This window comes from Streptomyces tendae, from assembly GCF_014650435.1.
Taxonomy (GTDB): domain Bacteria; phylum Actinomycetota; class Actinomycetes; order Streptomycetales; family Streptomycetaceae; genus Streptomyces; species Streptomyces tendae.
On sequence record NZ_BMUY01000003.1, the window covers coordinates 225,894 to 250,173 of the forward strand.

Genomic DNA, 24,280 nt, shown 5'->3' on the forward strand with positions numbered 1-24,280 from the left:
CCAGGGGTTCCGAGGGGGTGCTTACGACCGTCCCCGTGAACGCGCCGCCCGCGCGATGGTCACCACGGCCTTCTCCAGGGCGTACTCGGGGTCCTCTCCGGCGCCCTTCACCCCCGCGTCGGCCTCGGCCACCGCGCGCAGCGCGACGGAGACGCCGTCCGGGGTCCAGCCCCGCATCTGCTGCCGGACGCGGTCGATCTTCCAGGGCGGCATCCCCAGCTCGCGGGCGAGGTCCGCGGGGCGTCCGCCGCGGGCGGAGGACAGCTTGCCGATGGCCCGCACGCCCTGCGCCAGCGCGCTGGTGATCAGCACCGGTGCCACACCGGTCGCCAGCGACCAGCGCAGTGCCTCCAGGGCCTCCGCCGCACGTCCCTCGACCGCCCGGTCGGCGACCGTGAAGCTGGATGCCTCCGCGCGTCCGGTGTAGTACCGACCGACGACCGCCTCGTCGACGGTCCCCTCGACGTCGGCGGTCAGCTGGGAGACCGCGGAAGCCAGCTCGCGCAGGTCGCTGCCGATCGCGTCGACCAGGGCCTGGCACGCCTCGGGGGTGGCGGACCGCCCGGCCGTACGGAACTCGGAGCGCACGAAGGCCAGCCGGTCGGCGGGCTTCGTCATCTTCGGGCACGCCACCTCGCGCGCCCCCGCCTTGCGGGCGGCGTCGAGCACGCCCTTGCCCTTGGCACCGCCCGCGTGGAGCAGGACGAGGGTGATCTCCTCGGCGGGGGCGCCGAGGTATGCCTTGACGTCCTTGACCGTGTCGGCGGACAGGTCCTGCGCATTGCGTACGACCACGACTTTGCGCTCGGCGAAGAGCGAGGGGCTGGTGAGCTCGGCGAGGGTGCCGGGCTGCAACTGATCGGGGGTGAGGTCGCGTACGTCCGTGTCGGCGTCGGCGGCCTTGGCGGCGGCCACCACCTCCTGCACGGCACGGTCGAGCAGGAGGTCCTCCTGGCCCACGGCAAGGGTCACCGGGGCGAGAGGGTCGTCGTTCGCAGTCTTCCTGGCCATCGCGACAAGCATCGCACGCGCCACTGACAACGCCGGACGGTCGCTGCTACGGCTCCTCGCGCCAGCCCTCCCACTCCCCGGCGAAGGCGTCCAGCTCGCCGGGGTCCAGCGCTTCTGGCTCGTCGTGCAGGAGGACGAGCCACTGGGCGTCCTCGGCGTCGTCCTCGCCGGCCAGGGCGTCCCGCAGGATGCGCGGTTCCTCGTCGATCCCGAACCGCTCCCCGAGTGCCTGGGCGGCCTCCTCCGCGGCATCGCGGGCGGGCAGCACCAGTACATGTCTCACGTCGCTCACGGGTGCCATTGTCGGTCAGCCCCGGGCACGGTCAGCCCTTGGGCACGGTCTGCACGTCGAGGTCGATGCGGATGCTGGGGCCGACCACGGCGATGCCGCGGGCCAGCATCGTCTGCCAGCTCACCGTGAAGTCGTCGCGGTGCAGCTCGGTGGTGGCGCGGCAGGCCGCCCGCGTCTCGCCCTCCATGCCGTTGCCGAGTCCGAGGTACTCGGTGTCCAGCGTGACCGTGCGCGTCACACCGTGCAGCGACAGCGCGCCGGTCACGGCCCACCGGTTGCCGCCGCGGTGCGTGAACCGGTCGCTGTAGAACTCCAGGGTCGGAAACCGCTCCACGTCCAGGAAGTCGGCCGAGCGCAGGTGGTCGTCGCGCATCTTCACGTTGGTGTCGATGGACGCCGCGTCGATCACGACGTGCATAGCGGACTGCTGCATGTCGTCGGCGATCCGCACCGCGCCCGCGAAGGAGTTGAACCGGCCGTGGATCCGGGCCAGCCCGATGTGCCGCGCGGTGAACGCGATCGAGGAGTGCGCCGGCTCGATCTCCCAGTCACCCGCCGCGGGCAGCTCCGGCGGCTGGGCCACCTGCAGCGTCACGTCGCCGAGCGAGGCCAGCGAGTCCTCGACGACCGTCGCGGAGGCACGGTACGGCGTGTACCCCTCGGCGGACACGGCGAGCCGGTACTCCCCCGCCGGCACCGTCGCCACGAACGATCCGAACGGGTCCGTACCGCCGCCGACCACCTTGCGCCCCATGGCGTCACTGACCGTGAACTCGGCGCCCGGCACCGGGTCGTTGACGGGGTCCAGGACGCGGCAGCTCAGCACACCCGCGTCCGGCGGGGTGTGCACCGCCGCCAGGGGACCCGTCCGCTGCATCCGCTTCGTTCGGCTTCCCAGCAAACGGCCGATCATCTGCGACACCCTCTGCACGACATCAGAAAAATAGTTGACTGGGAAACATTCGATCACCGATGTGGCTTTCGAGGCAACACGAGACCACATCGCGGGAAACCATCACATGTGCTGGGAGTGGGCGGGAGTGGCCCCGTGTGGTCATGTGTGGTCACGTGTGGTCATGTGTGGCCCGATATCAGCGCACCGGGCAGGCGTTCCTCATCTCGTCACCGCTCCCAGTACAGACCGCGGACCTTCGCACTCGTGACCGTGACCGGTGCCTGGTCGTCGGAGTCGGGCGGGTAGTAGATGAACTCGAAGCGCAGCCGTTCGTCGGCGACGATCGAGCCGCTGTTCCCGAAGTCCGGGAAGCTGTCGCCGCCGGTGCCCACCCGTTCGACGATCGGACCGGTCCACCGGCTGCCGTCCCGACGCAGGTGGTAGAAGCGGCCCTGGAGCGTGGAGCCCGGGGGCACGGCCGCCCGGAGGTAGGCCGTGGCCTGGTAGTGCGACGCGCCGGTCAGCAGGTCCACACCGTCCACGCTGAGCGTCGTCCACTGCCGGGGCGTGATCCGCTGGTCGTCGCCGTCGGATCGGCTGATCGCTCGCGGCATGTCTTCCTCCTCGGAATCGCCGGGTGTCCAGCCGGCGGGGTGGGTGAGGCGTTCTTCGACCCGGGCACGCATCGACGCCATCGTGAAGCCGCGCGGGTCGATCTTTCCGGGCTGCCACTCGAGGTGTCCGATGACGGACCGCTCGTTCCAGCCGTGGTGGCGGCACAGGGCCGCGGCGGCCCGCTCGATCGCGTCCAGTTGCGCGGCGGGCCACGGGTCCTTGCCGTCGCCGAGGTTCTCGCACTCGAAACCGTAGAAGTGGCGGTTGCCGTCGGTGTTGGCCTCGTTGTCCCGGGGCAGCGGCTGCTCCGCGACGACGGCACGCAGGACGTCGTCGTCGCCGAGGCCGGCGTGGTTGGCGCGGCCGTAGCCGACCAGGTGCACGCGGCCGTCCTTGGTGATGACGCCGTGACAGAGCGGACCGGGCAGGCTCGCGTAGCCCTTGCGGCAGATCTCCACGGTGGCGGCGCTGCCCCGGGTCACGGTGTGGTGGATCATCACACCGTTGACGGGTCCCCACGGGCCCTTGTGGTTGCGGTTGTGGCTCCGCCAGTCGCCCACTTCGACGACGGTGAGGCCCTCCGCCTTCAGTGCCTTGAGGAAGCTGCTCGCGGACATGGGGGTGGCCATCAGTCACGCTCCGGCCGAGACAGGCCGCGTCGGTGGTCCCTGTGCCGCGGGTCGTCCTCGCCGAGCCGGTGCACAACGGGCCGACCCGGCCTGGGGGTTGGGGGCATGGTTTCTCCCTCGGAGTGGGGGGCGACCGACCGTGGCCGGACGCGTCGGCCGCACGAGACGGTGAACTTCTCCGCACTGGTCTGGAAATTCCCGGTGCCCGCCCCGACTACGCCTCCCCGAGCACAGCGGGGACGGGAACCACTCACGATCCGGCCAGTACAGGACCCCCTGCCGCACCCTGAGTACCGGCACGGCCGGCGCGATCGGCACGACCGGTGAGGTCGAGACGGCCGGCGCGATCAGCCCGGCCGGCGCGGTCGAGACGGCGGGCGCGATCGGCACGGCCGGCGCGGACGAGACGGCCGGCGCGATCGGCACGGCCGGCGCGGACGAGACGGCGGGCGCGATCGGCACGGCCGGCGCGGACGGCGTGCTTGCGGCGTGGCGACCGCCTCCGTCCTCAGTCCCCCGCCACTCGCAGCTCCCTCCCCGTACCGGCAACCGCCAACGCCCCGTCCCGGTCCGTGCGGAGCACCGTCGCTCCCTGCGCGCGAAGAGCCGCGACCGTGCCGGGTGCCGGGTGTCCGTAGGTGTTGTCCTCACCGCAGCTGATGAGCGCCAGCCGGGGAGCGACCCGGCGGAGGAAGGCGAAGTCCTGGTGGGCCGAGCCGTGGTGGGCCACCTTCAGCACGTCGACGCCCTTCAACGCCGCTGCCGCCGGGGAGCGGGCAAGCTCCCGCTGGGCCGGGGGCTCCAGGTCGCCGAGGAGGAGCAGGCGCAGGCCCGCCGTCCGGACCAGGAGGGTGACGCTGGCGTCGTTGGGGCCGCCCTCCGTGCCCGGTGCCGTGGTGGTCGGCGGGCTCGGCGGGGGCCACACCACCTGCCAGGACAGCGGGCCGGAGCGGCGCTGTTCTCCAGCGGTGGCGTGCCGCAGGGGGATCCGTCCGGCCGCCGCCTGTCGGCGGACGAACTCGGCCTGATCCGCGGGTTCCTCCAGGGCCGTCGTCTCGATCGCGCCCACCGAGCGGCCCCGCAGCACCCCGGGGAGCCCGGCCACGTGGTCGGCGTGGAAATGGGTCAGCAGGACCAGCGGGATACGGGAGATGCCGAGAGAGCGCAGGCAGTGGTCGATCAGGGCGGGATCGGGGCCCGCGTCCACGACGACGGCCGTCCCCTCCCCCGCCGCCAGGACCAGCGCGTCGCCCTGGCCCACGTCGCACATCGCCATCCGCCAGCCGGGTGGAGGCCAGCCCTTGATGACCCGGGCCAGTGGGGGCGGTTGCACCACGACGAGGATCAGGAGCAGCGCGCAGACACCGCACCACCAGGGGTGCCGCAGCAGGCGTCGGCCTGCCAGCAGCACAGCCACTGTGACGAGGGCGAGCAGCGCCGCCCCGGCCCAACTGCCCGGCCAGTCCACTCCCGCGCCGGGCAGCGCCGCCCCGGTGCGCGCGATCCCCGCGATCCACCCGGCGGGCCAGCCTCCGCACCAGGCCAGGCTCTCGGCCAGCGGCATCGCCACCGGCGCCGTCGCCAACGCCGCGAAGCCCAGGACCGTGGCCGGGGCCACCGCGAACTCCGCCAGCAGGTTGCACGGCACCCCCACCAGGCTCACCCGCGCCGACAGCACCGCGACGACCGGCGCGCACAGGGCCTGCGCGGCACCCGCGGCGGCCAGCGCCTCCGCCAGCCGGGGCGGCACCCCGCGTCGGCGCAACGCCGCGCTCCACCGCGGAGCGATCGTGAGCAGCGCCCCGGTCGCCAGCACGGAGAGCAGGAAGCCGTAACTGCGGGCCAGCCAGGGGTCGTACAGGACCAGCAGGAGGACCGCCGTGGCCAGGGCGGGGAGCAGCGACCTGCGGCGGCCGGTGGCCAGGGCGAGCAGGGCGACGGACCCGCAGGCCGCCGCCCGCAGCACGCTCGGGTCGGGCCGGCACACGACGACGAAGGCGAGTGCGAGCACCCCGCCGAGCAGCGCGGTGGTCCGCAGGTGCAGGCCGAGGCGGGGCGCCAGTCCCCGCCGCTCGCTGCGCTGGGCCAGGCCCGGCGGGCCGAGGAGCAGCGCGAGCACGATCGTGAAGTTGGCGCCGGACACGGCCAACGTGTGCGTCAGGTCGGTCTCCTTGAACGCCTCCTCCAGCTCCGGTGTGACGCGCGAGGTGTCGCCGACGACCAGGCCCGGCAGCAGCGCCCTCGCGTCGGCCGACAGGTCCTCGGTCGCCTCGCGCAGGCCGGCCCGCAACCGCCCCGCCAGGCGCTGCGCTGCCGACGGCTCCGCCAGCACGTCGGGGGGCTGTCGACCGGCCCGTACCCGCAGCACCGCGGCGATCCGGTCGCCGCGCTCTCTCGGTGGCGAGAGCCGTGCGGTGACGCGGAGCCGCGTGGTCGGCAGCAGGTTCAGCCAGCGGGCGGGTGCGGGCCGTGTGCGGGATTGCTCGTCTCCCTCGCCGACGTCGACGAGGACGAGCACCGGCGTCCGGGTCGTCACCGCCGTCCCGCCCGCCTCGCTCACCCGCCGCACGTCGGCCTCGATCAGCACCGTGGGCGGCACCGCACGGTTGCCCCGGACCCGCGGCCGGGTGAGGCGGGGGTCGGCCGTGATCTCCACTTCCGCGGCGACGGTGGCGTACCGCCTCGCCAGCTCCGGCAGGGGTCCCCGGCGCAGGTCCGCGCCGTGCAGCGCGGCCGAGGCGGCGGACGCGGCGACACAGAGTAGGAGAGCGGCGGCCGCCGTGGCGTGGGGCCGTTCGCGCACCGGCCCCAGCTGCAGGGCCCCGGCCAGGAGGAGAGCGCCCGTCACCACGCCCACCGCCCAGCCGGTCGGCACGTCCAGCACCAGTGCCGCCGTCGCCCATGCCGCGAGGGCGGGCGGAACCAGGCGCAGGTCGGCGGGGCCCTCCTGTCGGGGGTGGGCCGCGCCCAGCCGGTGGCCGGACGCTGCGTGCACGGCGGCGCGCGGGAGCACCGCACGCCGACCCTCCGACCCCGTGTTCATGGCCGCACGAGGTCCCGCAGGTCGGCGAAGCGGCGCTCGCCGATGCCGTTGACCTCGCGCAGTTCGTCGACCGAGCGGAAACCGCCGTGCTGGGTGCGGTAGTCGATGATGTGCTGGGCGAGGACCGGGCCGACGCCCGGGAGGGTGTCGAGCTGGTCGGTGGTCGCCGTGCTGAGGGACACCGGCGCGGCGGGACCCGCCGCCCCCGTCGGCCCACTCGGAGCGGCTCCCTCTCCCGGCCGGGGCGCGGGCGCGGGTGCTCCGACGATCACCTGTTCGCCGTCCACCAGGAAGCGGGCGCGGTTCAGCCCGTCGGTCTTCGTGCCGGGCCGCACGCCCCCGGCGGCGCGCAGGGCGTCGGCAACGCGGGAACCGGCCGGGAGGCTGTGGATACCGGGTTTGCGGACCTTGCCGCCGACGTCCACCACGATCTCGGGCCCGGCCGTGGCCGTCGGCGCTGCCTTGGCGCCGGTCTCGCCCGTCGTCGCGCGGTCTGCGGCCGTCGGCCCCGGTGTCACCGCTCCGTGTGCCGCCGCCTCCCGCACCACCTCGGGTGCCGCCACCGACTGGGTGCGGCCGGACCAGAAGTGCTGCACCGCGAAGACCGCCGCGACGACGAGCAGCACCGTGAGCGCGGCAACGCTGCGCCGCTCCAGGCCGCATCGGGTCTGCAGCCACAGCGGCATCCGCTCCCGCAGCGCCTGCCCGGTCCGCTCCCGCCAGGTCGGCGCGGCACCGCCGGAGTCACCGATGTCCGCGTCACCGATGTCCGCGTCACCGGGGGCACCGGGGCCGGGCAACGGTGGCCCTTTCCCCGACTCGCCCCGCGCTTCTTCGTGTCCCCTCTGCTCGACACGCTCCCCGAACAGCGCCTCCGCCCTCCGCCGCAGGTCCTCCGGCGGCGCGTGCCGGCGGCCGTGCCGGGGGCGGGCGTGGGCGCGCGAGCCGGGTGCTCGGCGGTGGGCGAGGCGGCCGTCGGAGGCCGGGGCGCGGCCGGGGCCGCTGGTCGCGGACGTGGTGCGTGGGCGTGATCGAAGAGCCATGCGACGAGGATCGGGCACCCGGACGCACCCGCGATGATCATGGTCAATTCCCGGGGACTATCCACGGGTTGTGGAAAACTCCGACCCCCTCACGAGTGACAGGAACGGCTCACCGCATCGCCCGCCGCCCGTCGTCCACCGCCCGCCGTCCACCGCCCGCAGCCCGCCGTCCGCGCCCTCACCGCGACGAGACCACAACCCCCAGCAACCCCGGCCCCGTATGCGCGCCGATCACCGCGCCGACCTCGCTCACGTGCAGGTCGGCCAGCCCGGGCACCCGGTTCCGCAGGCGGTCCGCAAGGGCCGACGCCCGGTCGGGGGCGGCGAGATGGTGGACGGCGATGTCGACGGGTGCGCCGCCCGCACGATCGGCGGCGATCTCCTCCAGCCGGGCGATGGCCTTGGACGCCGTCCGCACCTTCTCCAGGGGTTCGATGCGGCCGCCCTCCAGCTGGAGCAGGGGTTTCACGGCGAGGGCGGAGCCGAACAGCGCCTGGGCCGCCCCGATCCGGCCACCGCGACGCAGGTAGTCGAGGGTGTCGACGTAGAAGTAGGCGGAGGTGCCCGCGGCGCGCTTCTCCGCGGCCGTGACGGCCTCGTCCACCGTGCCGCCCGCCTCCGCCGTCTCCGCGGCGGCGAGTGCGCAGAAGCCGAGGGCCATCGCGATCATCCCGGTGTCCACGACCCTGACCGGGACGGCGGCATCCCGCGCCGCGACGACGGCCGCGTCGTGCGTGCCGGAGAGTTCGGCGGACAGGTGGAGGGAGACGATGCCGTCGGCGCCGGACTCGGCGATCCTGCGGTAGGTCTCGGCGAAGAGTTCGGGGCCGGGGCGCGAGGTGGTGACCGGCCGGCGTTTCTGCAGGGCCTGAGCCAGCGAACGGGTCGAGATCTCGGTGCCCTCCTCCAGGGCCCGGTCGCCCAGCACGACGGTCAGGGGTACCGCGGTGATGCCGTGCCGCTCCATCGTCCGGGCCGGAAGGTAGGCCGTTGAATCCGTGACGATAGCGACATGGCGGGACATGAGCTGGAGGTTACCTGGCGTAGTGCCCGTACGGCAGTCCGGCCCCGACCACCGGGCGTTCACAGGGATGGACGGGGGCGTCGGCGCCGGTCAGGTCGTGCTCTCCGGGCGGGCCTTCTTCTGCCAGGGGTACACGGGGCGCGCTGCGGGCGGGGTGATGGCGGGGCGCGGCGCGCCCTCCTCCGCCGGGCCATGGGCGGGCGGATCCGGCCAGGTCTGCCGGCTGGACGGGGCGTCGGCGGAGGGAGCCTCGGGCCAGGACGGCGGCGCGGCGGCGGGCTCCGTCTCCGTCCAGTGCCGCAGCGCACCCGCCTCCACGTCGATCTGCGCGCTCAGCGAGTCCAGGTCGTCGTCCGCGAAGCGGCGGGCGCGGTCGCGGGCCGCCCAGCGCAGGGCGTCCGCCGACCGGGTGATGCGCTCGGTGCGCTCACGCAGCCCGGGCAGGCGCTCGGCGAGGGTGGCGCGGTCCGGCTCGGACTCCAGCCGCCGCAGCTCGCCGTCCAGCTCGAAGCCGTGCGCGCTGAGCCGCTCGAAGAGGGCGAGGGACTCCTTGAGGGACTCGTCCTCGGCCACGCGCGCGTGCAGCGCGTCCTGCGTGGACCGCATGGAGGTGCGCAGGGTCAGCCGCAGCTGTGCCAGCTCGGCCGCCGGACCCACCTGGACGAGGGATTTGGCCCGCAGGGTGTGGTCCTCGACGGTGCGGCGGGCCTGGGTGATGCCGCGGTCCACGCTGCGCTTGGCGGCGCCGACGGCCTTCACCGTGGCGTAGACGCCCAGCACCACGGCGAGCAGGAAGAGCAGGGCGAACACTGTGAGCGCTGCTTCCACGAGGCTCCTCCTTCGGACGTCCGGCCCGCGCACCGGCGGCCCACGGCACGTGTCGCGCCGCTCTTCCACGGTAAACGCAGCGGGCAGGCCCAGGGTTCCGCAAGAACCCCGAACCTGCCCGAACCCGACCCGTAGGGGACGTCCGGGGCGCCCTCGGCCGAGGCGCCCCGGTCATGGACGGTGTCCGGGACGCCCCGGTCACCGGCTACGCCGGGACGATGTTCACCAGCTTCGGCGCCCGCACGATCACCTTGCGGATCCCCGCCCCGCCCAGCGCGGCCACGACCTTCTCGTCGGCCAGCGCGGCCTTCTCCAGGTCGTCCTCGGAGATGGAGGGTGCGACTTCCAGCCGTGCCTTGACCTTGCCCTTGATCTGGACGACGCAGGTCACGGTCTCGTCGACGACGTAGGCGGGGTCGGCGACCGGGAAGTCCTCGTGGACCACGGACGACTCGTGCCCCAGCTTGCGCCACAGCTCCTCGGCGACGTGCGGGGCCAGCGGCGCGACCAGCAGCACCAGGCGCTCGGCGACCGACCGCGGGACCGGGCCCCCGACCTTGGTCAGGTGGTTGTTCAGCTCGGTGACCTTGGCGATGGCGGTGTTGAACCGCATGCCCTCCAGGTCCTGCCGTACGCCGTCGACGGCCTTGTGCAGGGCGCGCAGGGTGTCGGCGTCGATGTCGCCCTCCGCGACGTCGGCCACGGACAGCTCGCCGGTGTTCTCGTCGACGACGTTGCGCCACAGCCGCTGCAGCAGCCGGAACTGGCCCACCACCGCGCGCGTGTCCCACGGCCGGGAGACGTCCAGCGGGCCCATCGCCATCTCGTACAGGCGCAGGGTGTCGGCGCCGTACTCGGCGCAGATCTCGTCGGGGGTGACCGCGTTCTTCAGGGACTTGCCCATCTTGCCCAGCAGCCGGGAGACCTTCTCGCCCTGGTGGAAGTAGGCGCCGTCGCGCTCCTCGACCTCGGCGGCGGGCACCGCGATGCCGCGGCTGTCGCGGTAGACGTATGCCTGGATCATGCCCTGGTTGAACAGCTTGTGGAACGGCTCGGCCGAGGAGACGTGCCCCAGGTCGAACAGGACCTTGGACCAGAAGCGCGCGTACAGCAGGTGCAGCACGGCGTGTTCGGCGCCGCCCACGTACAGGTCGACGCCGCCGTGCGGCAGGCCCTCGCGCGGGCCCATCCAGTACTGCTCGATCTCGGGGTCGACCAGCCGCTCGTCGTTGTGCGGGTCCAGGTAGCGCAGTTCGTACCAGCAGGAGCCGGCCCAGTTGGGCATGGTGTTGGTCTCGCGGCGGTACTTGCGCGGGCCGCGGCCGTCGCCCAGGTCCAGGGTGACGTGGACCCAGTCCTCGTTGCGGGACAGCGGGGTCTCGGGCTTGGTGTCGGCGTCGTCCGGGTCGAAGGTGCGCGGGGAGTAGTCCTCGACCTCGGGCAGCTCCAGCGGCAGCATCGACGCGGGCAGGGGGTGGGCGATGCCGTCCTCGTCGTAGACGATCGGGAAGGGCTCGCCCCAGTAGCGCTGGCGGCTGAACAGCCAGTCGCGCAGGCGGAAGTTGACGGTGCCCTCACCGGCGCCGGTGCGCTCCAGCCACTCGGTGATGCGCTCCTTGGCCTCGACGACACCCAGACCGTCCAGGGAGACGTCCGTGCCGGAGGAGTTCACGATCTTCGCGTCGTAGGAGGCGAACGCCTCGTCCCACGTCGACGTGTCGGTGCCACGGCCGTCCGTCGGCTCGACGACGCACCGGACGGGCAGCTCGAAGGCCCGCGCGAACTCGAAGTCGCGGGAGTCGTGCGCCGGGACGGCCATGATCGCACCGGTGCCGTAGCCCATCAGCACGTAGTCGGCGATGAAGACGGGGACCCGCGCGCCGTTGACCGGGTTGGTGGCGTACGCGCCGATGAAGACGCCGGTCTTGTCCTTGGCCTCGGCCTGCCGCTCGACGTCCGACTTCGAGGCGGCCTGGGCGCGGTACGCGGCCACGGCCTCGGTCGGGGTGGCGTGGCCGCCGGTCCACGCGTCGCGGGTGCCCTCGGGCCAGGCGTCCGGGGTGAACTTCTCGACCAGCGGGTGCTCGGGCGCCAGCACCATGTAGGTCGCGCCGAACAGGGTGTCGGGGCGGGTGGTGAAGACGGTGATGCGCTCCCCGTCGACGGGGAAGTCGACGCGGGCGCCCTCGGAGCGGCCGATCCAGTTGCGCTGCTGCAGCTTGATGGCCTCGGGCCAGTCCAGCTCGTCCAGGTCGTCCAGCAGCCGGTCGGCGTAGGCGGTGATGCGCATGTTCCACTGGCGCAGCTTGGACTTGAAGACGGGGAAGTTGCCGCGCTCGGAGCGGCCGTCGGCGGTGACCTCCTCGTTGGCCAGTACGGTGCCCAGCCCGGGGCACCAGTTGACCGGCGCGTCGGAGGCGTAGGCCAGGCGGTACTCGCCCAGCACGTCGGCGCGCTCGGCCTCGCTCAGGCTGCTCCACGCCCGGCCGGCGTGGCCCGGGACCTCCCGCTCACCGGACTCGAACTGCGCGACCAGCTCGGCGATCGGGCGGGCCTTCCTCGCCTCGTCGTCGTACCAGGAGTTGAAGATCTGCAGGAAGATCCACTGGGTCCACTTGTAGTACTCGGGGTCGATCGTGGCGAACGACCGGCGCTTGTCGTGGCCCAGACCCAGCCGGCGCAGCTGGCTCTGCATGTTCTTCATGTTGGCTTCGGTGGACACGCGCGGGTGCGTGCCGGTCTGCACGGCGTACTGCTCGGCGGGCAGGCCGAAGGCGTCGAAGCCCAGGGTGTGCAGGACGTTGTGGCCGGTCATCCGCTGGAAGCGGGCGAAGACGTCGGTGGCGATGTAGCCCAGCGGGTGGCCGACGTGCAGGCCCGCACCGGAGGGGTAGGGGAACATGTCCATGATGAACTTCTTGGGCCTGGCGACCAGCTCCGGGTCGCCTGCCAGGTCACCCTTGGGGTTCGGCGCGGCGTACGTCCCCTCGGCGTCCCAGAAGTCCTGCCAGCGTGCCTCGATCTCGGCGGCCATGGCAGCCGTGTAGCGGTGCGGCGCGGCGTCCGCCGACACAGGGGCACTCGCCGCGGGGTTCGTCTCGCTCATGATCCTCAAAGCTCCATCGATCGTCTCTGCCAGCGGCTGCGACATTCAAGACCAGCGGCTGCGATTGCCGGGAAATGAAAAATCCCCTCGCACAGGAGGGGACGCCGCGCCGATTCCGGCCACCGGACTACGACCGGGGTCGGGACTGATCAGCGCGGCTCGCTAAGCAGAAGGCGTACGGCACGCATGGCGTCAGGGTACCGCAGTCGCCGATCGGGCCGCGACGGGCTTCCGACCGGCGCCCGCCCGACCGGAATCCGGGGCCCGGGATCCGGAAACCGGAGCCGAACCTGAACCAAGGTCAAAGGTTACTTCGCGTAACGACCGCTAAGGGACACCAGCACAAGCGCGCTGTCATTTGATAACAACGCAATAACTCAAACCTCCTACCCACGGGTATGGCGCCACTTAGAGTGCGGCAGCGGGACCGCTTTCCCGAACCGCTCCGGAGTTGCCCCCATGAACCCTCCCCCGATCCACCCCCGCGGCACCAGCTCACCGCCTTCCGTCACGTCCCTGACGTGCGGAGGTCCGTCGTCATGACGAACGACAGCACGGCGGACGACACCTTCGCCCACTTCCTGGACTTCGGCGCCGGCGTCCTCTCCCTCGTCTTCCTCAGCTGCTCGGTGATCTGGGGTCTGCTCGCCCAGGACCGGATCGTCCTCGACACCCGGCAGCGGATCCTGGCCCAGGCGGTGCACCGGACCACCGCGGTCGCCTCGGTCGTCTTCCTGCTGGTGCACATCGTGGTCAAGCTGGCCCTGGACCACACCACCTGGGTCGCCGCGGTCCTCCCGTTCGGGCTGCTGGCCACGGAGGACGAGGCGTTCGGCGGCCGGGCCGTCCTCATCGGCTTCGGCACCCTGGCCAGCATGCTCATGATCTTCGTGGGGGTCACCGGAGCCCTGCGCAACCGCTTCGCCTCCCCGGCCCCCGTCGCGGCCCGCTGGCGGGCCATGCACATGCTGGCCTACCCGGCGTGGTGCCTGGCCCTGCTGCACGGGCTCTACGCGGGTCGCTCGGCGAAGCCGGTCTTCGTGGTGCTGTACGCCCTGTCGGTGGTCGGCGTCATGGCGGCGCTGGCGCTGCGCGCGGCGCCCCGCCCGGTCAAGCGCAGGGTCGCCGACCGGATCGCCGCCCTCCTCGGGGCCGGGGAGCGGCCCGACCGCGGGGAGCAGGCGGCGGACCGGCCGGGGGACACCGCGGCCCTGCCTGGCTACGAGCGCTCCGCGGGCGCCCCCTCGCGCGGGGCGTCCCCGTCCGCCCCGCGGTACGAACCGGCGGAGCGCCTGACTCCCCCGGAGCCCGCGAGCGGCTTCGCGGCGGCCTACCGCGCCGTGTCCGGCCCCTCGGGCGCGCGCCGGCCGCCGCTGACGGCCGATCCGGCCGCGTCCGCCCAGCTGCCGCCGGACCTGCGGCCCACCGAGGCGATGCCGGTCGTGGACGGCGGCGGCAGCACCTCGGGCAGCTGGCCGATACCGTCGCCGCCCCCGGTCGGCGAGGCGCCGCAGTCGGTCTACGACCCGCTCAACGACACGGGACACACCATCCCGGTCTACGGCAGCACGGACCCGGCGGACCACTCCGCGAGCTACTCGGCGCAGTACTCCGCGCCCCCCTCCTCGGGCTACGGCTCGAGTGACGTGTACGACACCCGTGAGACGAACGCGGTCTACGACACGTACTACCCCAGCGACACGTACAACAGCGGTCCCACCCCTGAACCAACCCCCGGTGTGCCGTCGTCGTCCCACGACTTCGACGCACCGGGTTCCGGTGAACCCTGGAACACGCCTTCCGGAGGCTATAAGTGAACGAGGCCCTGCCCGACGTCCCCGAGGTCCGCGTGGTCGGGCTTCCCCAGCTCACGTCGGGCTTCGACCTTGTCGAGCGCCTGGACCTGCCGATGCACCTCAAGGTGCACGGCCCGCTCGAACCGATGGGCGGGGAGCAGCTGGCGCAGCTCTCCGAGCGCATCAACCTGAAGGGCCGCGGCGGCGCGGGCTTCCCCTTCCACAAGAAGCTGCGCTCGGTCGCCGAGGCGGCGATCAAACGCGGCGTAAGGCCGGTCGTGGTCGTCAACGGCAGCGAGGACGAACCGGCCTGCCGCAAGGACACGGTGCTGATCAACCGCGCCCCGCACCTGATCCTGGACGGCGCGCTGCTGTGCGCCGAGGCGATGGGCGCCCGCACGCTGGTCATCGGCGTCACCCGCGAGTCCACGCAGCGGTCCATGGAGGCCGCCCTCGCCGAACGCGGCCTGAGCAACGGCCGCCGGTCCGCACTCCGCGCGCGCGTGCAGCGCAATCCGGTGCGCATGGTCACCGGTGCGGCGGCCTCGCTGATCCGCTCCATCGACGGCGGCCCGGCGATCCCGCCGGGCCGCAAGGTGAGCGCCTCCAGGAGCGGCGTCGGCGGCGCGCCGACCCTGCTGTCCAACGCGGAGACCTTCGCCCAGCTGGCCATCGCCGCCCGCATCGGCCCGGAGCGCTACGGCAACACCGGCCTGTACGACGAGCCGGGCACCGTGATGCTGACCGTCTCCGGCGCGGTGGCCCGGCCGATGGTCATCGAGGTGCCGACGGGCGTGCCGCTGCGCTACGTCCTCCAGCTGGCCGGGGCGCCGCCGGTGCCGCAGGGCGTGCTGACCGGCGGCTACCACGGCAAGTGGATCGACGCGGCGACCGTCGACGAGGCGATCGTCTCCCGCAACTCGCTGCAGCAGGTGGGCGGCTCGCTCGGCGCGGGCGCGATCCTGCCGATCAGTCAGGACACCTGCCCGCTGGGCGAGTCGCTGCGGGTGGCGCAGTGGCTGGCCGAGGAGAGCGCCGGCCAGTGTGGCCCCTGCTACCTCGGTCTGCCGGCCGCCGCGCGCGGCCTCGAGGACATCCTGAACGGCGGCGGCCCGGCCGCCCTGGAGGCGGTCAAGCAGGTCGCGCGGAACGTGAAGCGGCGCGGTGCCTGCTCACACCCGGACGGCTCGGCGATGTTCCTGGAGTCGACCGTCAAGGCGTTCACGGACGACCTGGCCGCCCACGTCCTCGGCAACGGCTGTGGACGGCCCGTGGAGGGCGTCCTGCCGCTCTTCGAGGGGGGCAGGGCCCCGACCGGCGTCCCGGGCGGTGGCGAGGAGAACGGCCCCAGCCGTCAGAAGATCTACGTCGACTGGACGCTGTGCCGGGGGCACGGGCTGTGCGCGGACATCCTCCCGGAGGTCTTCCAGCTCGGCGCCGACGGCTTCCCGACCGTCGCGCAGGCCGAGGTGCCGCGGTTCGCGGAGGCCAAGGCGGTGCGGGCGGTGCGCCGCTGCCCGGCGCTGGCGCTGCGCATCGAGGAGGACACCCGCGGGCAGGCGCCGGCCCCGCGCAGCAACCTGCCGGTGCTGTCCCAGGGCCGCGGCCGCCGGGCGCTCGGCCGCTGAGGCCATGAACGGCGAAACCCCCCGGATCCGAGATCCGGGGGGTTTCAGTGAATTGTGGAGCTAAGGAGAATTGAACTCCTGACCTCCTGCATGCCATGCAGGCGCTCTACCAACTGAGCTATAGCCCCTTGCCGTCTGCCGCCCGGTCTCCCCGGCGGCGACGCCAACATTACACGGTCCACCGGGCACAACACCAAATCGTTTCCGCTTTGCCCCTTTTGCCCTCTTGCGGGCTTGTCACCGGGGACTGCGTCAGGCTGTCACGAACGAGTAGAAGCGTTTGAGCGTGCAGTGCTCCTCGAGGAGCCGGCCGTAGATCGGCTCACCCTCGAGTTCGCGGTACGTCTCGATGGGGTCGCCTTTTATGATCAGCGCCCGCGCGCATTCCTCGCACCAGTACTGGTAGTCCGGGTTGACCGGCTCCATGTCGCGCACGATGGGCGTGCCGCTGCCGCACCAGTCGCACTTCCGCCTGTGTGCACCCATCGATCAGCTCCAGCTGTGGCCGCAGGCCGTGCACACGTAAGAGATTCCGCCGTTGTCGCCGAGGACTTGGGCCACATGACCGGAACCGCAGGAAGGGCAGCTGAGGCGGGTGACCGTGTTCCGTGCCACCGCTCCGCCGAGGAGGTGACCGACCTCCTCGAGGATGCTCCCAGGCATCGCCACTCCCTCCCGTCGGGCCGCGGTCCCCTTCCGGCCGTTTGATTCTGCCACGGCCGGGCCGACCCGGTCAGCGACGCCTCAGTACCGGTCCGGACACGGAGTTCCACCGACGTATACGCCTGTGGGACGCGGGTTGCTCAAGCGGACGCAGACGAAAAATCCCGCCCCCCGAAAGGGGACGGGATTCGTCCGTGGGCTGTGGAGCTAAGGAGAATTGAACTCCTGACCTCCTGCATGCCATGCAGGCGCTCTACCAACTGAGCTATAGCCCCTGGTGCCACGCGACCCGAGTCGCATGGTCCTGCTCCTCGTCCGCTCCGCTCGGCGGGGCGAACAAGAAGAACTTTAGCCTGCGACCTGCCGGAAAGTGAAATCGCGGTTCAGACGTCGTCGCCGAGCACCGGTTCCGGCAGGGTGCCGGCGTTGTGCTCCAGCAGACGCCAGCCGCGGGCGCCCTCGCCGAGCACGGACCAGCAGCAGTTGGTCAGGCCGCCGAGGCTCTCCCAGCTGTGCGGCTCCAGGCCCAGCAGGCGGCCGATGGTGGTGCGGATCGTGCCGCCGTGGCTGACCACGACGAGGGTGCCGTCCTCGGGGAGCTTCTCGGCGTGCCGGAGCACCACGGGGGCGGCGCGGTCGGCGACCTCGGTCTCCAGCTCCCCGCCGCCGCGGCGCACGGGCTCGCCGCGCTTCCAGGCCGCGTACTCGCCGCCGTGCCGGGCGATGATCTCGTCGTGGGTCAGGCCCTGCCAGACGCCCGCGTAGGTCTCCCGCAGGCCCTCCTCCAGGGTCACCTCGAGGCCGGTGAGCACGGACAGCTCGGCTGCCGTGTTCGCCGCGCGCACGAGGTCGGAGGCGACGATCGCGTCGGGCCGCAGGTGCACGAGCAGCCCGGCCGCACGGCGGGCCTGGGCGACGCCGGTCTCGGTCAGCTCGACGTCCGTGCTGCCCTGGAAGCGGCGCTCCACGTTCCACGCGGTCTGGCCGTGCCGCCACAGGATGACGCGGCGGCCGCGACCCGGCCTGCCCGCCGTCACCTCGCCGGTGGCGCTCATCGCCAGTCCTCGTCGGTGCGCGTCGCCTCCTCGGCGGCCTGGAGCTTCGCGTGCTCCTCCGCCTTGCCGCGGGTCTCCTTGGCGTCGGCGGGCAGCTCCAGCTCGGGGCAGTCCTTCCACAGCCGCTCCAGGGCGTAGAAGACGCGCTCCTCGCTGTGCTGGACGTGGACGACGATGTCGACGTAGTCGAGCAGGACCCAGCGGGCCTCGCGGTCGCCCTCGCGGCGCACCGGCTTGGCGCCCAGCTCCTTGTTCAGCCGCTCCTCGATCTCGTCGACGATCGACTTGACCTGGCGGTCGTTGGGCGCGGAGGCCAGCAGGAAGGCGTCCGTGATCGACAGCACGTCGCTGACGTCGTAGGCGATGATGTCGTGCGCGAGCTTGTCGGCCGCCGCCTGGGCGGCGGCGTTGATGAGTTCGATGGAGCGGTCGGTCGCGGTCACTGCCTGGCTTTCGGGTCGGCGGTCGGTTGACCTCAAGGGTCTCACGACCGCCGACACGGGCCCACGCGGCAAACCGTCCGCCGCGCTCCGCCCCTCTACGACGCCGGCTTGTAGTCCTGGCCGAGCACCACCGAGACCCGCGCGTTCGCGGAGACCTTCCCCTGGGAGACGGCGTCGGTGGGCAGGCCCAGGGTCTTGGCGACCTGGACGGCGTTCTCCTTGTCGGCGGCCTCGGCGTAGACGACCTTCGACGCGGTCTCGGTGCCGGAGGCGGTGCCGCCCGACACGAAGGTGAAGCCGCCGTTGAGGAGGACGACGCGGGCCTTGCCGGTGCGGTCCTCGGCGCCGGTGGCGTTGCGGACCGAGACGCTGACGGCGGCGTCCTTGTCGGGGCTCTTGGCGGTGCCGCCGAGGACGTCCTTGACCACGCTGTCACTGGCCTCGGCACTGAGGCCGCCGTCGTCCTGGACGGGCAGCAGCGCGGTCTTGAAGTCGCCGCCCTTGGCGCGGTCGGAGAGCCCGGCGAGGAAGGTGCCGAGGTCCTTCTCGGTCAGCGGCGGGTCGAGGATCAGGCCGAGGGTCTGGACGGTGGTCGTCGCGCCCTGCGGATCGGAGGACATCTTGCGCAGCACACCCTGCATGACCTGCCCGAACCTCTGGAGCTGGGCGTTCGCGTCCTCGCCCTTGCCGCGGTAGGTGGCGTAGGCGACGGCCATCTTGCCGCTGAGGGTCTGGCCCTCGCCCTTGTGCACGAGGGGGCCCGCGCCCTTGTCCTTGGACTCCGGGTCGGGGACGTCGGCGTCGGTGTCGACGTCGATGTTGCCGACCAGGTCGACGAGGATCTGGAGGTAGGGCGTGTCCAGCCGCCAGGTGCCCTCGATGTCGGTGCCGAGGGCGGAGTCGAGGGCGGTGCGGGTCGCGTCGGGACCCTCGTCGCCGACGGACTTGGCGAGCGTGGTGGTGCTGCCGTCGTCGCCGGTCAGGGCGAGCGCGTTGGGCACCAGCACGGCGGTGCCCTGCTCGGTGGTGGTGTTGTTCACCAGCAGCGCGGTGGAGGTGCCGCCGCCCTTGGTGTCGTGCAGGTGGACGGCGATCACGTCGCGCTTCTGGGCGCCGGCCGTCGTGGTGCCGCCGGTCTTGTCGTCGGAGGAGGACAGGCCGGGCAGCTTCCCCGCGTACCAGAGGTAGCCGACGCCGCCGACCGCGACCAGCGCCAGCACGACGACCAGGGCGACGATGCGCGAGCGGGCGCGCCTGCGGGCCTCCTCGCGGCGCTCGGTGCGGTTCTCCGTGAACTTCATCCAGTCGATGACGTCCTCGGAGTCACCGGCCGGCTCCTCGACGAAGGCGAACTGCTCGGTCCGGTAGTCCCCGCCGGGTTCGGCCGCCCCGGGGTGATCCGTGCGCTCCCGCTCCTCGGGCGGGCCCGCCTGCTGCGGGATGTGGGCGGTCTGCTCGGCGACCCGGGGCTGCGGGCCACTGGTCGCGGCCCGGCCGTACGGGTCGTACGGCGGCTGCGCGGGCTGCTGACCGGTGTCGTAGCCGCCCTGGGAGCCGTAGGGGTCGTAGGGCTGCTGGACGGGCTGCTGGCTGCCGGTGGCGTACGGGTCGTAGCCGTAGCCCTGCTGGCCGTACTGCTGCTGCCCGTACTGCTGCTGGCCCGGTCGGCCGGGCTGGCCGTACTGCTGGCCCGGCTGTCCGTACTGCTGCCCCTGCTGCTGCGCGTACGGGTCGTACTGCTGCTGGTGGCCGGGTTGGGCGTGGCCCTGGGCCTGCCCCTGGGCCTGCCGGTACACGGGGCGGCCGTACTCGTCGTAGCCGACGAGTTCGTACTGGTCGTCGCCGTGTCCCGCGTCGTATCCGTCGTTCACCGGTGCCCCTCTCGGCTCACTCGCCGCGGTACAGGTGGCGTTTGTCGATATAGCGCACGACTCCGTCGGGCACCAGGTACCAGACGGGATCGCCCTTGGCGACTCTCGCACGGCAGTCCGTGGAGGAGATGGCGAGGGCGGGCACCTCGACGAGCGAGACGCCGCCCTTGGGGAGCCCGGCGTCCGTGAGGGTGTGTCCCGGCCGGGTGACGCCGATGAAGTGGGCGAGGGAGAACAGCTCCTCGCTGTCGCGCCAGGTGAGGATCTGGGCGAGGGCGTCGGCCCCGGTGATGAAGAACAGGTCCGCGTCCGGGTTGAGGGCGCGCAGGTCGCGCAGGGTGTCGACGGTGTAGGTGGGGCCGCCGCGGTCGATGTCGATGCGGCTGACGGAGAACTGCGGGTTCTCGACGGTCGCGACGACCGTCATCAGATAGCGGTCCTCGGCCGCGGAGACCGCGCGGTGGCTCTTCTGCCACGGCTGCCCGGTCGGCACGAACACCACCTCGTCGAGCTGGAACTGCGCGGCGACCTCGCTGGCGGCCACGAGGTGACCGTGGTGGATCGGGTCGAAGGTGCCGCCCATGACGCCCAGACGTCGCTTGCCCGGCGACGGGCCGCCGCCCGGACCGTTGACCGGGCCGGTGGCGCGGGCGGGCACCGCGTTCTGCGTGCCGCGCGCCGGCGCGTGCGCCGGGCCGGTAGGCGTGTCGTGCTCTCCCATGCGAGCAGACCCTACCGGCCCGCCCGGAGCGACCCGGTCGCGCCCACTCGGCCGCGGGCTCAGCGGTCGCGGTTGAACCGGGTGGTGATCCACAGCAGGAGCAGCAGGATGACGAACGCGCCGATGCCGGTGACGTAGGGGCTGAGGCTCTCGTGGTTGCCGCCGTGCTCCTCGCCACCCTCGGCGGCGAGGGTGGCGAACTGGGCGGCGCTGAGGGGAAGGCTCATCTTCGGCAGGACCTATCCGGTGTGGGCGGGACAAGACGTCCGCTCATCGTATGCGGGCGCCCCGCGGGCGATCACGCCGACTCCGCCGTTGGGGACGGGGCGGAGCCGGGGCGTGGGCGCTTTGGGGAACCTTCGGATCTCCTCAGTCGTCCTTCTGCTTGTAGCCCCGCAGCAGGAACCAGCCGGTCAGTACACAGCCCACCACCATGACGATCAGGACGATCCGGAGCAGATTTCCCGGCCCCTGCTGCTCGGCGGCGGTCGCGGCCCCGGCGAGCCAGTCGGCGTGGGGGATGTGCTGCATGGCGTGGACTCCTTAGACGTACTGCCCGTCCACGGTATCTCCGCCTAGGCTGGGCCCGGCTCGGGGGGCGCAAAGGACCGCACAAGGGTTCGCAAAGACCATACGTACGTCCAGGTCACACATACGCGCATGGGGGAAGAGATGTCCGACGGCCACCACAACGGGCACGAGCACGTGCCGAGCAGGCAGCGCAGGCGCTTCCCCGGGATCTCCTCACGGGCGTACGAGCATCCGGCCGACCGGAGTGCCCTGGTGGCGCTGCGCAAGCTGAGCGGCTTCGACACGGTCTTCAAGGCGCTCAGCGGACTGCTGCCCGAGCGGAGCCTGAGGCTGCTGTTCCTGTCGGACTCGGTGCGCGTCTCGGACCGGCAGTTCGCCCATCTGAACGTCATGCTGCGCGACGCCTGCTACATCCTGGACCTGGAGAAGGTCCCGCCGATGTACGTCAACCAGGACCCGGTGCCGAACGCGATGTGCATCGGCCTGGACGAGCCGATCATCGTCGTCACCACGGGCCTGGTCGAGCTGCTCGACGAGGAGGAGATGCGGGCGGTCGTCGGGCACGAGGTGGGGCACGCCCTGTCCGGCCACGCGGTCTACCGGACCATCCTGCTCTTCCTGACCTCCCTCGCCGTCCGGGTCGCCTGGATCCCCCTGGGGAACGTGGCGATCATGGCGATCGTGACCGCGCTGCGCGAGTGGTTCCGCAAGTCGGAGCTGTCCGCCGACCGCGCCGGTTTGCTGGTCGGCCAGGACCTCCAGGCATCCATGCGGGGCCTGATGAAGATCGCGGGCGGCAACCACCTGCACGAGATGAACGTGGACGCGTTCCTGGAGCAGGCCGAGGAGTACGAGGCGGGCGGCGACCTGCGCGACTCGGTGCTGAAGATCCTGAACGTGCTGCCCCGCTCGCACCCCTTCACCACGGTGCGGGCCGCCGAGCTGAAGAAGTGGGCCGCGTCCCGGGACTACCAGCGGATCATGGACGGCCACTACCCGCGGCGCGACGAGGACAAGGACACCTCGGTGCGGGATTCCTTCCGGGAGTCGGCGTCCCACTACGCCACGCATGTGCGCAGCTCCAAGGACCCGCTGATGAAGCTGGTCAACGACATCGCGGGCGGCGCCGGCGACCTCGGTGACCGGATGCGCCGGGGCTTCGGCGGCTTCACGGGCGGCTCCCAGCCGAGGCCGCCCAAGGACGAGGGCGGCTCCGCGGAGGGGCCCGCGGGCCCTGACGAGGGGCCCGAGACGCCCGGGGGCCCTCAGGGGTCCGGTGGCGACGGCCCGGAGTCTCCGCGGGACGGCTCCCCGCGCGACGGCGCCTGACCCCGCCCTCCCCCGCTCACACCTTCGGCTGGGCGTCGACCGCGAGGCTGCCGCACAGGGCCGTGGCGTCGTCCGAGGTGTACGGGTCGGTGCCGGCGGGGACGCCGGCGCCGGCCTCCTGGCCGGCCAGCAGCGGGCGGAGGTGGTCGGCCGAGTCGTCGGCGCAGGACAGCGGCCCGGCCTGGACGTAGGAGGCGACCAGGTGGGTCTGGTGCAGCCGCAGGTCGTCCCGGTCGAAGCGGAAGTGCAGCTCGCGCCGGACGGTGAACAGCGACGCCTCGGCCCGGGCGTCGTCGGCCGGCCGCAGCGCGTACACCATGGTGTGGTCGGCGGTGACCTCCAGCGTGGACGAGTCGCTCTCCACGACGCGCAGGCTGCCGTCCACCCGGATCCCGGGGTCGGCCAGCTCGGCGCGGGCCGGGTCGAAGCGGATCAGCCACCCGGTGGGGGCGTGCCGGCCGTCCGCGGCGGGCCTCTCGAAGCTCTCGTCGAACTGGTGGAGCTGGTCCGGGTCGAGCAGCACCCGCACCGAGCGGACCTCCCCGCCGCCGAGCACGCCCGGGTCGAGCGCCGAGCGGACGATGTAGTTCTTGGCCGTGGTGAGCGCGTTGAACACCTGGTCCTCGGAGAAGTGCGCCGTGCGCCGGGCTCCCGGCAGCGGCACGCCCTGGGCGGCGGTCCTGAAGTGCGCGGCGGGGCTGTGCGCGTACAGGAGGGCGGCGTCGGCGGCGCCGGGCACCTTCTCCCGCGGGGCGAGCGGGACGACGGTCATCCGCACCGGCTCGGCGGCCCGCTGCCCGGCGGGGCTCTGGTAGGGGTGCCGTACACCCATGTAGACGGCGGTGCCGAAGGCGACGGCGATCAGCAGGACGAGGATCAGCGCCTGCCGGGACAGCCCGGCCCTGCGCAGGGGCGGGCGGCGGCGCACGGCGGGAGCGTGGTCGGTGATGCGCTCCTGGGCGGAGAACTCCTGGAGCCGGGCAGCGCGCACGAACGACTCGTCGAAGACGACGGATCGGTACTCGTCCTCGCCGCCTCCGGGAGCACCGTCGGGCGTTCCTCCGGGCGGACCGCCAAGCCCTGCCATACCTTCAGAGTGAGTCTGCGGAAGGTCGCGTAAACGCGCCGCCACAGGTCAAGTTGGGACAGCTTGCCCCCGTCCCGGGGGCGGTTCAGGGGCTGCGCGGGATCACCGACACGGCGGGCTGGGAGTAGTCGGCGGAGGCCGAGGGCGTCGCGGTGCCGCCCTGTTCCGGGCCGGTGGAGGCCGGGGGCGGCACCTGCTGGGTGCCGCCGCCCGAGGACGCGCCCCGGTAGACGGCCACGAAGGCCAGCGCGACCATCCCGATGCCCATCGCCAGGGCGAGCAGCCAGGCGACCGGGCGGTGCCAGCGGACCTGCTTGCCGTAGGCCGCGGGAGCGCCGTACGGGCGGTCCAGGAGGTCGCGGTCGTCGTCCGGGTCGTCGAGGTCGGGATCATGGCCGAAATCGCCGTACCCGTCGTCGAAGCGCTCGGCTCTGCTGCGGCCGCGGCGGGCCGCTTCCGCCTCGGTGGCCTCGGCTCTGGCCTGCGCGGCGGCAAGGAGACGTTCGACGGCGGTCGGCTCGTGCACCGCGGCCGCCTGTACGAAGGTCTCGTCGAAGACCACGGAGGCGAACTCTTCGTCCGACACCCCGCGGTCGTGGTCGTCGTCGGGCTCCCAGCCGTCCGGGAACGGCGTGCCCCCCACGTCCTCCGGCACGGCTCCAGAGTAGAC

Annotated in this window: 20 protein-coding genes, 2 tRNA genes and 1 pseudogene; 3 read left to right on the forward strand and 20 right to left on the reverse strand. The window is 72.7% G+C overall.

Annotated elements, in window-relative coordinates:
• Positions 1–21: 21 nt before the first annotated feature.
• From holA to leuS, 9 genes and pseudogenes are all read right to left on the reverse strand, one after another.
• Complete coding sequence (gene holA / locus IE258_RS09755; protein ID WP_189741682.1) at positions 22–1,011, reverse strand: DNA polymerase III subunit delta; 990 nt, start codon at positions 1,009–1,011, stop codon at positions 22–24.
• Between the two features lie 46 nt (positions 1,012–1,057).
• The gene (locus IE258_RS09760) at positions 1,058–1,303 is read right to left on the reverse strand and encodes a hypothetical protein (protein ID WP_189741685.1); all 246 of its coding nucleotides are present in this window, start codon (positions 1,301–1,303) and stop codon (positions 1,058–1,060) included.
• 31 nt (positions 1,304–1,334) lie between these two features.
• A complete protein-coding gene (locus tag IE258_RS09765) occupies positions 1,335–2,216 on the reverse strand; it encodes a YceI family protein (RefSeq protein ID WP_189741687.1) in 882 nt (293 codons plus the stop codon).
• A gap of 641 nt (positions 2,217–2,857) precedes the next feature.
• Positions 2,858–3,430, reverse strand: a pseudogene (locus IE258_RS41880) (N-acetylmuramoyl-L-alanine amidase); the annotation flags it as partial.
• 520 nt (positions 3,431–3,950) lie between these two features.
• A complete protein-coding gene (locus tag IE258_RS09775; RefSeq protein WP_229892011.1) occupies positions 3,951–6,485 on the reverse strand; it encodes a ComEC/Rec2 family competence protein in 2,535 nt (844 codons plus the stop codon).
• Positions 6,482–7,528 carry a ComEA family DNA-binding protein gene (locus IE258_RS09780; protein ID WP_189741694.1) on the reverse strand — a complete coding sequence of 349 codons (1,047 nt, stop codon included), beginning with the start codon at positions 7,526–7,528 and terminating at the stop codon, positions 6,482–6,484. The genes IE258_RS09775 and IE258_RS09780 overlap by 4 nt, the downstream gene beginning before the upstream one ends.
• 178 nt (positions 7,529–7,706) lie before the next feature.
• Positions 7,707–8,552: a DegV family protein gene (locus IE258_RS09785; protein ID WP_189741696.1), complete on the reverse strand. Its 846-nt coding sequence runs from the start codon at positions 8,550–8,552 to the stop codon at positions 7,707–7,709.
• A 90-nt stretch (positions 8,553–8,642) separates the two neighbouring features.
• The gene (locus IE258_RS09790; protein ID WP_189741700.1) at positions 8,643–9,380 is read right to left on the reverse strand and encodes a hypothetical protein; all 738 of its coding nucleotides are present in this window, start codon (positions 9,378–9,380) and stop codon (positions 8,643–8,645) included.
• 205 nt (positions 9,381–9,585) lie between these two features.
• Positions 9,586–12,486 carry a leucine--tRNA ligase gene (leuS, locus tag IE258_RS09795; RefSeq protein WP_189741703.1) on the reverse strand — a complete coding sequence of 967 codons (2,901 nt, stop codon included), beginning with the start codon at positions 12,484–12,486 and terminating at the stop codon, positions 9,586–9,588.
• A gap of 539 nt (positions 12,487–13,025) precedes the next feature.
• On the opposite strand from leuS, the gene IE258_RS09800 reads away from it, so the two are divergent.
• Positions 13,026–14,303 (forward strand): ferric reductase-like transmembrane domain-containing protein, encoded by a 1,278-nt coding sequence (locus IE258_RS09800; protein ID WP_189741708.1) that lies wholly within the window; start codon positions 13,026–13,028, stop codon positions 14,301–14,303.
• Positions 14,300–15,910, forward strand: a complete 1,611-nt coding sequence (locus IE258_RS09805) for an NADH-quinone oxidoreductase subunit NuoF family protein (protein ID WP_189741711.1) — start codon at positions 14,300–14,302, stop codon at positions 15,908–15,910. The genes IE258_RS09800 and IE258_RS09805 overlap by 4 nt, the downstream gene beginning before the upstream one ends.
• Before the next feature lie 55 nt (positions 15,911–15,965).
• Here IE258_RS09805 and IE258_RS09810 read toward each other — a convergent pair.
• The 9 genes from IE258_RS09810 to IE258_RS09850 all read right to left on the reverse strand — a co-directional run bounded on the left by IE258_RS09810 (position 15,966) and on the right by IE258_RS09850 (position 21,194).
• Positions 15,966–16,038, reverse strand: a tRNA-Ala gene (locus tag IE258_RS09810).
• Between the two features lie 124 nt (positions 16,039–16,162).
• Complete coding sequence (locus IE258_RS09815) at positions 16,163–16,396, reverse strand: hypothetical protein (protein WP_003976229.1); 234 nt, start codon at positions 16,394–16,396, stop codon at positions 16,163–16,165.
• A gap of 379 nt (positions 16,397–16,775) precedes the next feature.
• Positions 16,776–16,848, reverse strand: a tRNA-Ala gene (locus IE258_RS09820).
• Between the two features lie 108 nt (positions 16,849–16,956).
• Entirely contained in the window at positions 16,957–17,628 is a 672-nt protein-coding gene (locus IE258_RS09825; protein ID WP_189741715.1) for a histidine phosphatase family protein, read from the reverse strand.
• Entirely contained in the window at positions 17,625–18,071 is a 447-nt protein-coding gene (gene rsfS / locus IE258_RS09830; RefSeq protein ID WP_052838175.1) for a ribosome silencing factor, read from the reverse strand. The genes IE258_RS09825 and rsfS overlap by 4 nt, the downstream gene beginning before the upstream one ends.
• 95 nt (positions 18,072–18,166) lie before the next feature.
• Entirely contained in the window at positions 18,167–19,942 is a 1,776-nt protein-coding gene (pdtA, locus tag IE258_RS09835) for a polydiglycosylphosphate transferase PdtA (protein ID WP_189741718.1), read from the reverse strand.
• A gap of 16 nt (positions 19,943–19,958) precedes the next feature.
• Complete coding sequence (nadD, locus tag IE258_RS09840) at positions 19,959–20,663, reverse strand: nicotinate-nucleotide adenylyltransferase (RefSeq protein WP_159329063.1); 705 nt, start codon at positions 20,661–20,663, stop codon at positions 19,959–19,961.
• A gap of 59 nt (positions 20,664–20,722) precedes the next feature.
• Entirely contained in the window at positions 20,723–20,890 is a 168-nt protein-coding gene (locus tag IE258_RS09845; RefSeq protein WP_133885743.1) for a hypothetical protein, read from the reverse strand.
• A gap of 142 nt (positions 20,891–21,032) precedes the next feature.
• Positions 21,033–21,194, reverse strand: coding sequence for a hypothetical protein (locus tag IE258_RS09850; protein ID WP_127895217.1), 162 nt, complete (start codon positions 21,192–21,194; stop codon positions 21,033–21,035).
• Between the two features lie 141 nt (positions 21,195–21,335).
• On the opposite strand from IE258_RS09850, the gene IE258_RS09855 reads away from it, so the two are divergent.
• Positions 21,336–22,523, forward strand: coding sequence for a M48 family metallopeptidase (locus tag IE258_RS09855; RefSeq protein WP_189742624.1), 1,188 nt, complete (start codon positions 21,336–21,338; stop codon positions 22,521–22,523).
• A gap of 16 nt (positions 22,524–22,539) precedes the next feature.
• Here IE258_RS09855 and IE258_RS09860 read toward each other — a convergent pair whose 3' ends face one another.
• Positions 22,540–23,610, reverse strand: a complete 1,071-nt coding sequence (locus IE258_RS09860) for an SCO2583 family membrane protein (RefSeq protein WP_189741720.1) — start codon at positions 23,608–23,610, stop codon at positions 22,540–22,542.
• Between the two features lie 85 nt (positions 23,611–23,695).
• Positions 23,696–24,265 carry an SCO2584 family spore wall biosynthesis protein gene (locus IE258_RS09865; protein WP_189741723.1) on the reverse strand — a complete coding sequence of 190 codons (570 nt, stop codon included), beginning with the start codon at positions 24,263–24,265 and terminating at the stop codon, positions 23,696–23,698.
• Between the last annotated feature and the right edge of the window lie 15 nt (positions 24,266–24,280).

Bases quoted from the DNA above. Each gene is read 5' to 3' on its own strand.
- IE258_RS09785 (WP_189741696.1), bottom strand. From the start codon at position 8,552: ATGTCCCGCCATGTCGCTATCGTCACGGATTCAACGGCCTACCTTCCG.
- IE258_RS09815 (WP_003976229.1), bottom strand. From the start codon at position 16,396: ATGGGTGCACACAGGCGGAAGTGCGACTGGTGCGGCAGCGGCACGCCC.
- IE258_RS09825 (WP_189741715.1), bottom strand. From the start codon at position 17,628: ATGAGCGCCACCGGCGAGGTGACGGCGGGCAGGCCGGGTCGCGGCCGC.
- IE258_RS09780 (WP_189741694.1), bottom strand. From the start codon at position 7,528: ATGGCTCTTCGATCACGCCCACGCACCACGTCCGCGACCAGCGGCCCC.
- leuS (WP_189741703.1), bottom strand. From the start codon at position 12,486: ATGAGCGAGACGAACCCCGCGGCGAGTGCCCCTGTGTCGGCGGACGCC.
- nadD (WP_159329063.1), bottom strand. From the start codon at position 20,663: ATGGGAGAGCACGACACGCCTACCGGCCCGGCGCACGCGCCGGCGCGC.
- IE258_RS09775 (WP_229892011.1), bottom strand. From the start codon at position 6,485: ATGAACACGGGGTCGGAGGGTCGGCGTGCGGTGCTCCCGCGCGCCGCC.
- IE258_RS09855 (WP_189742624.1), top strand. From the start codon at position 21,336: ATGTCCGACGGCCACCACAACGGGCACGAGCACGTGCCGAGCAGGCAG.
- IE258_RS09765 (WP_189741687.1), bottom strand. From the start codon at position 2,216: ATGATCGGCCGTTTGCTGGGAAGCCGAACGAAGCGGATGCAGCGGACG.
- IE258_RS09850 (WP_127895217.1), bottom strand. From the start codon at position 21,194: ATGCAGCACATCCCCCACGCCGACTGGCTCGCCGGGGCCGCGACCGCC.
- holA (WP_189741682.1), bottom strand. From the start codon at position 1,011: ATGGCCAGGAAGACTGCGAACGACGACCCTCTCGCCCCGGTGACCCTT.
- IE258_RS09845 (WP_133885743.1), bottom strand. From the start codon at position 20,890: ATGAGCCTTCCCCTCAGCGCCGCCCAGTTCGCCACCCTCGCCGCCGAG.
- IE258_RS09800 (WP_189741708.1), top strand. From the start codon at position 13,026: ATGACGAACGACAGCACGGCGGACGACACCTTCGCCCACTTCCTGGAC.
- IE258_RS09860 (WP_189741720.1), bottom strand. From the start codon at position 23,610: ATGGCAGGGCTTGGCGGTCCGCCCGGAGGAACGCCCGACGGTGCTCCC.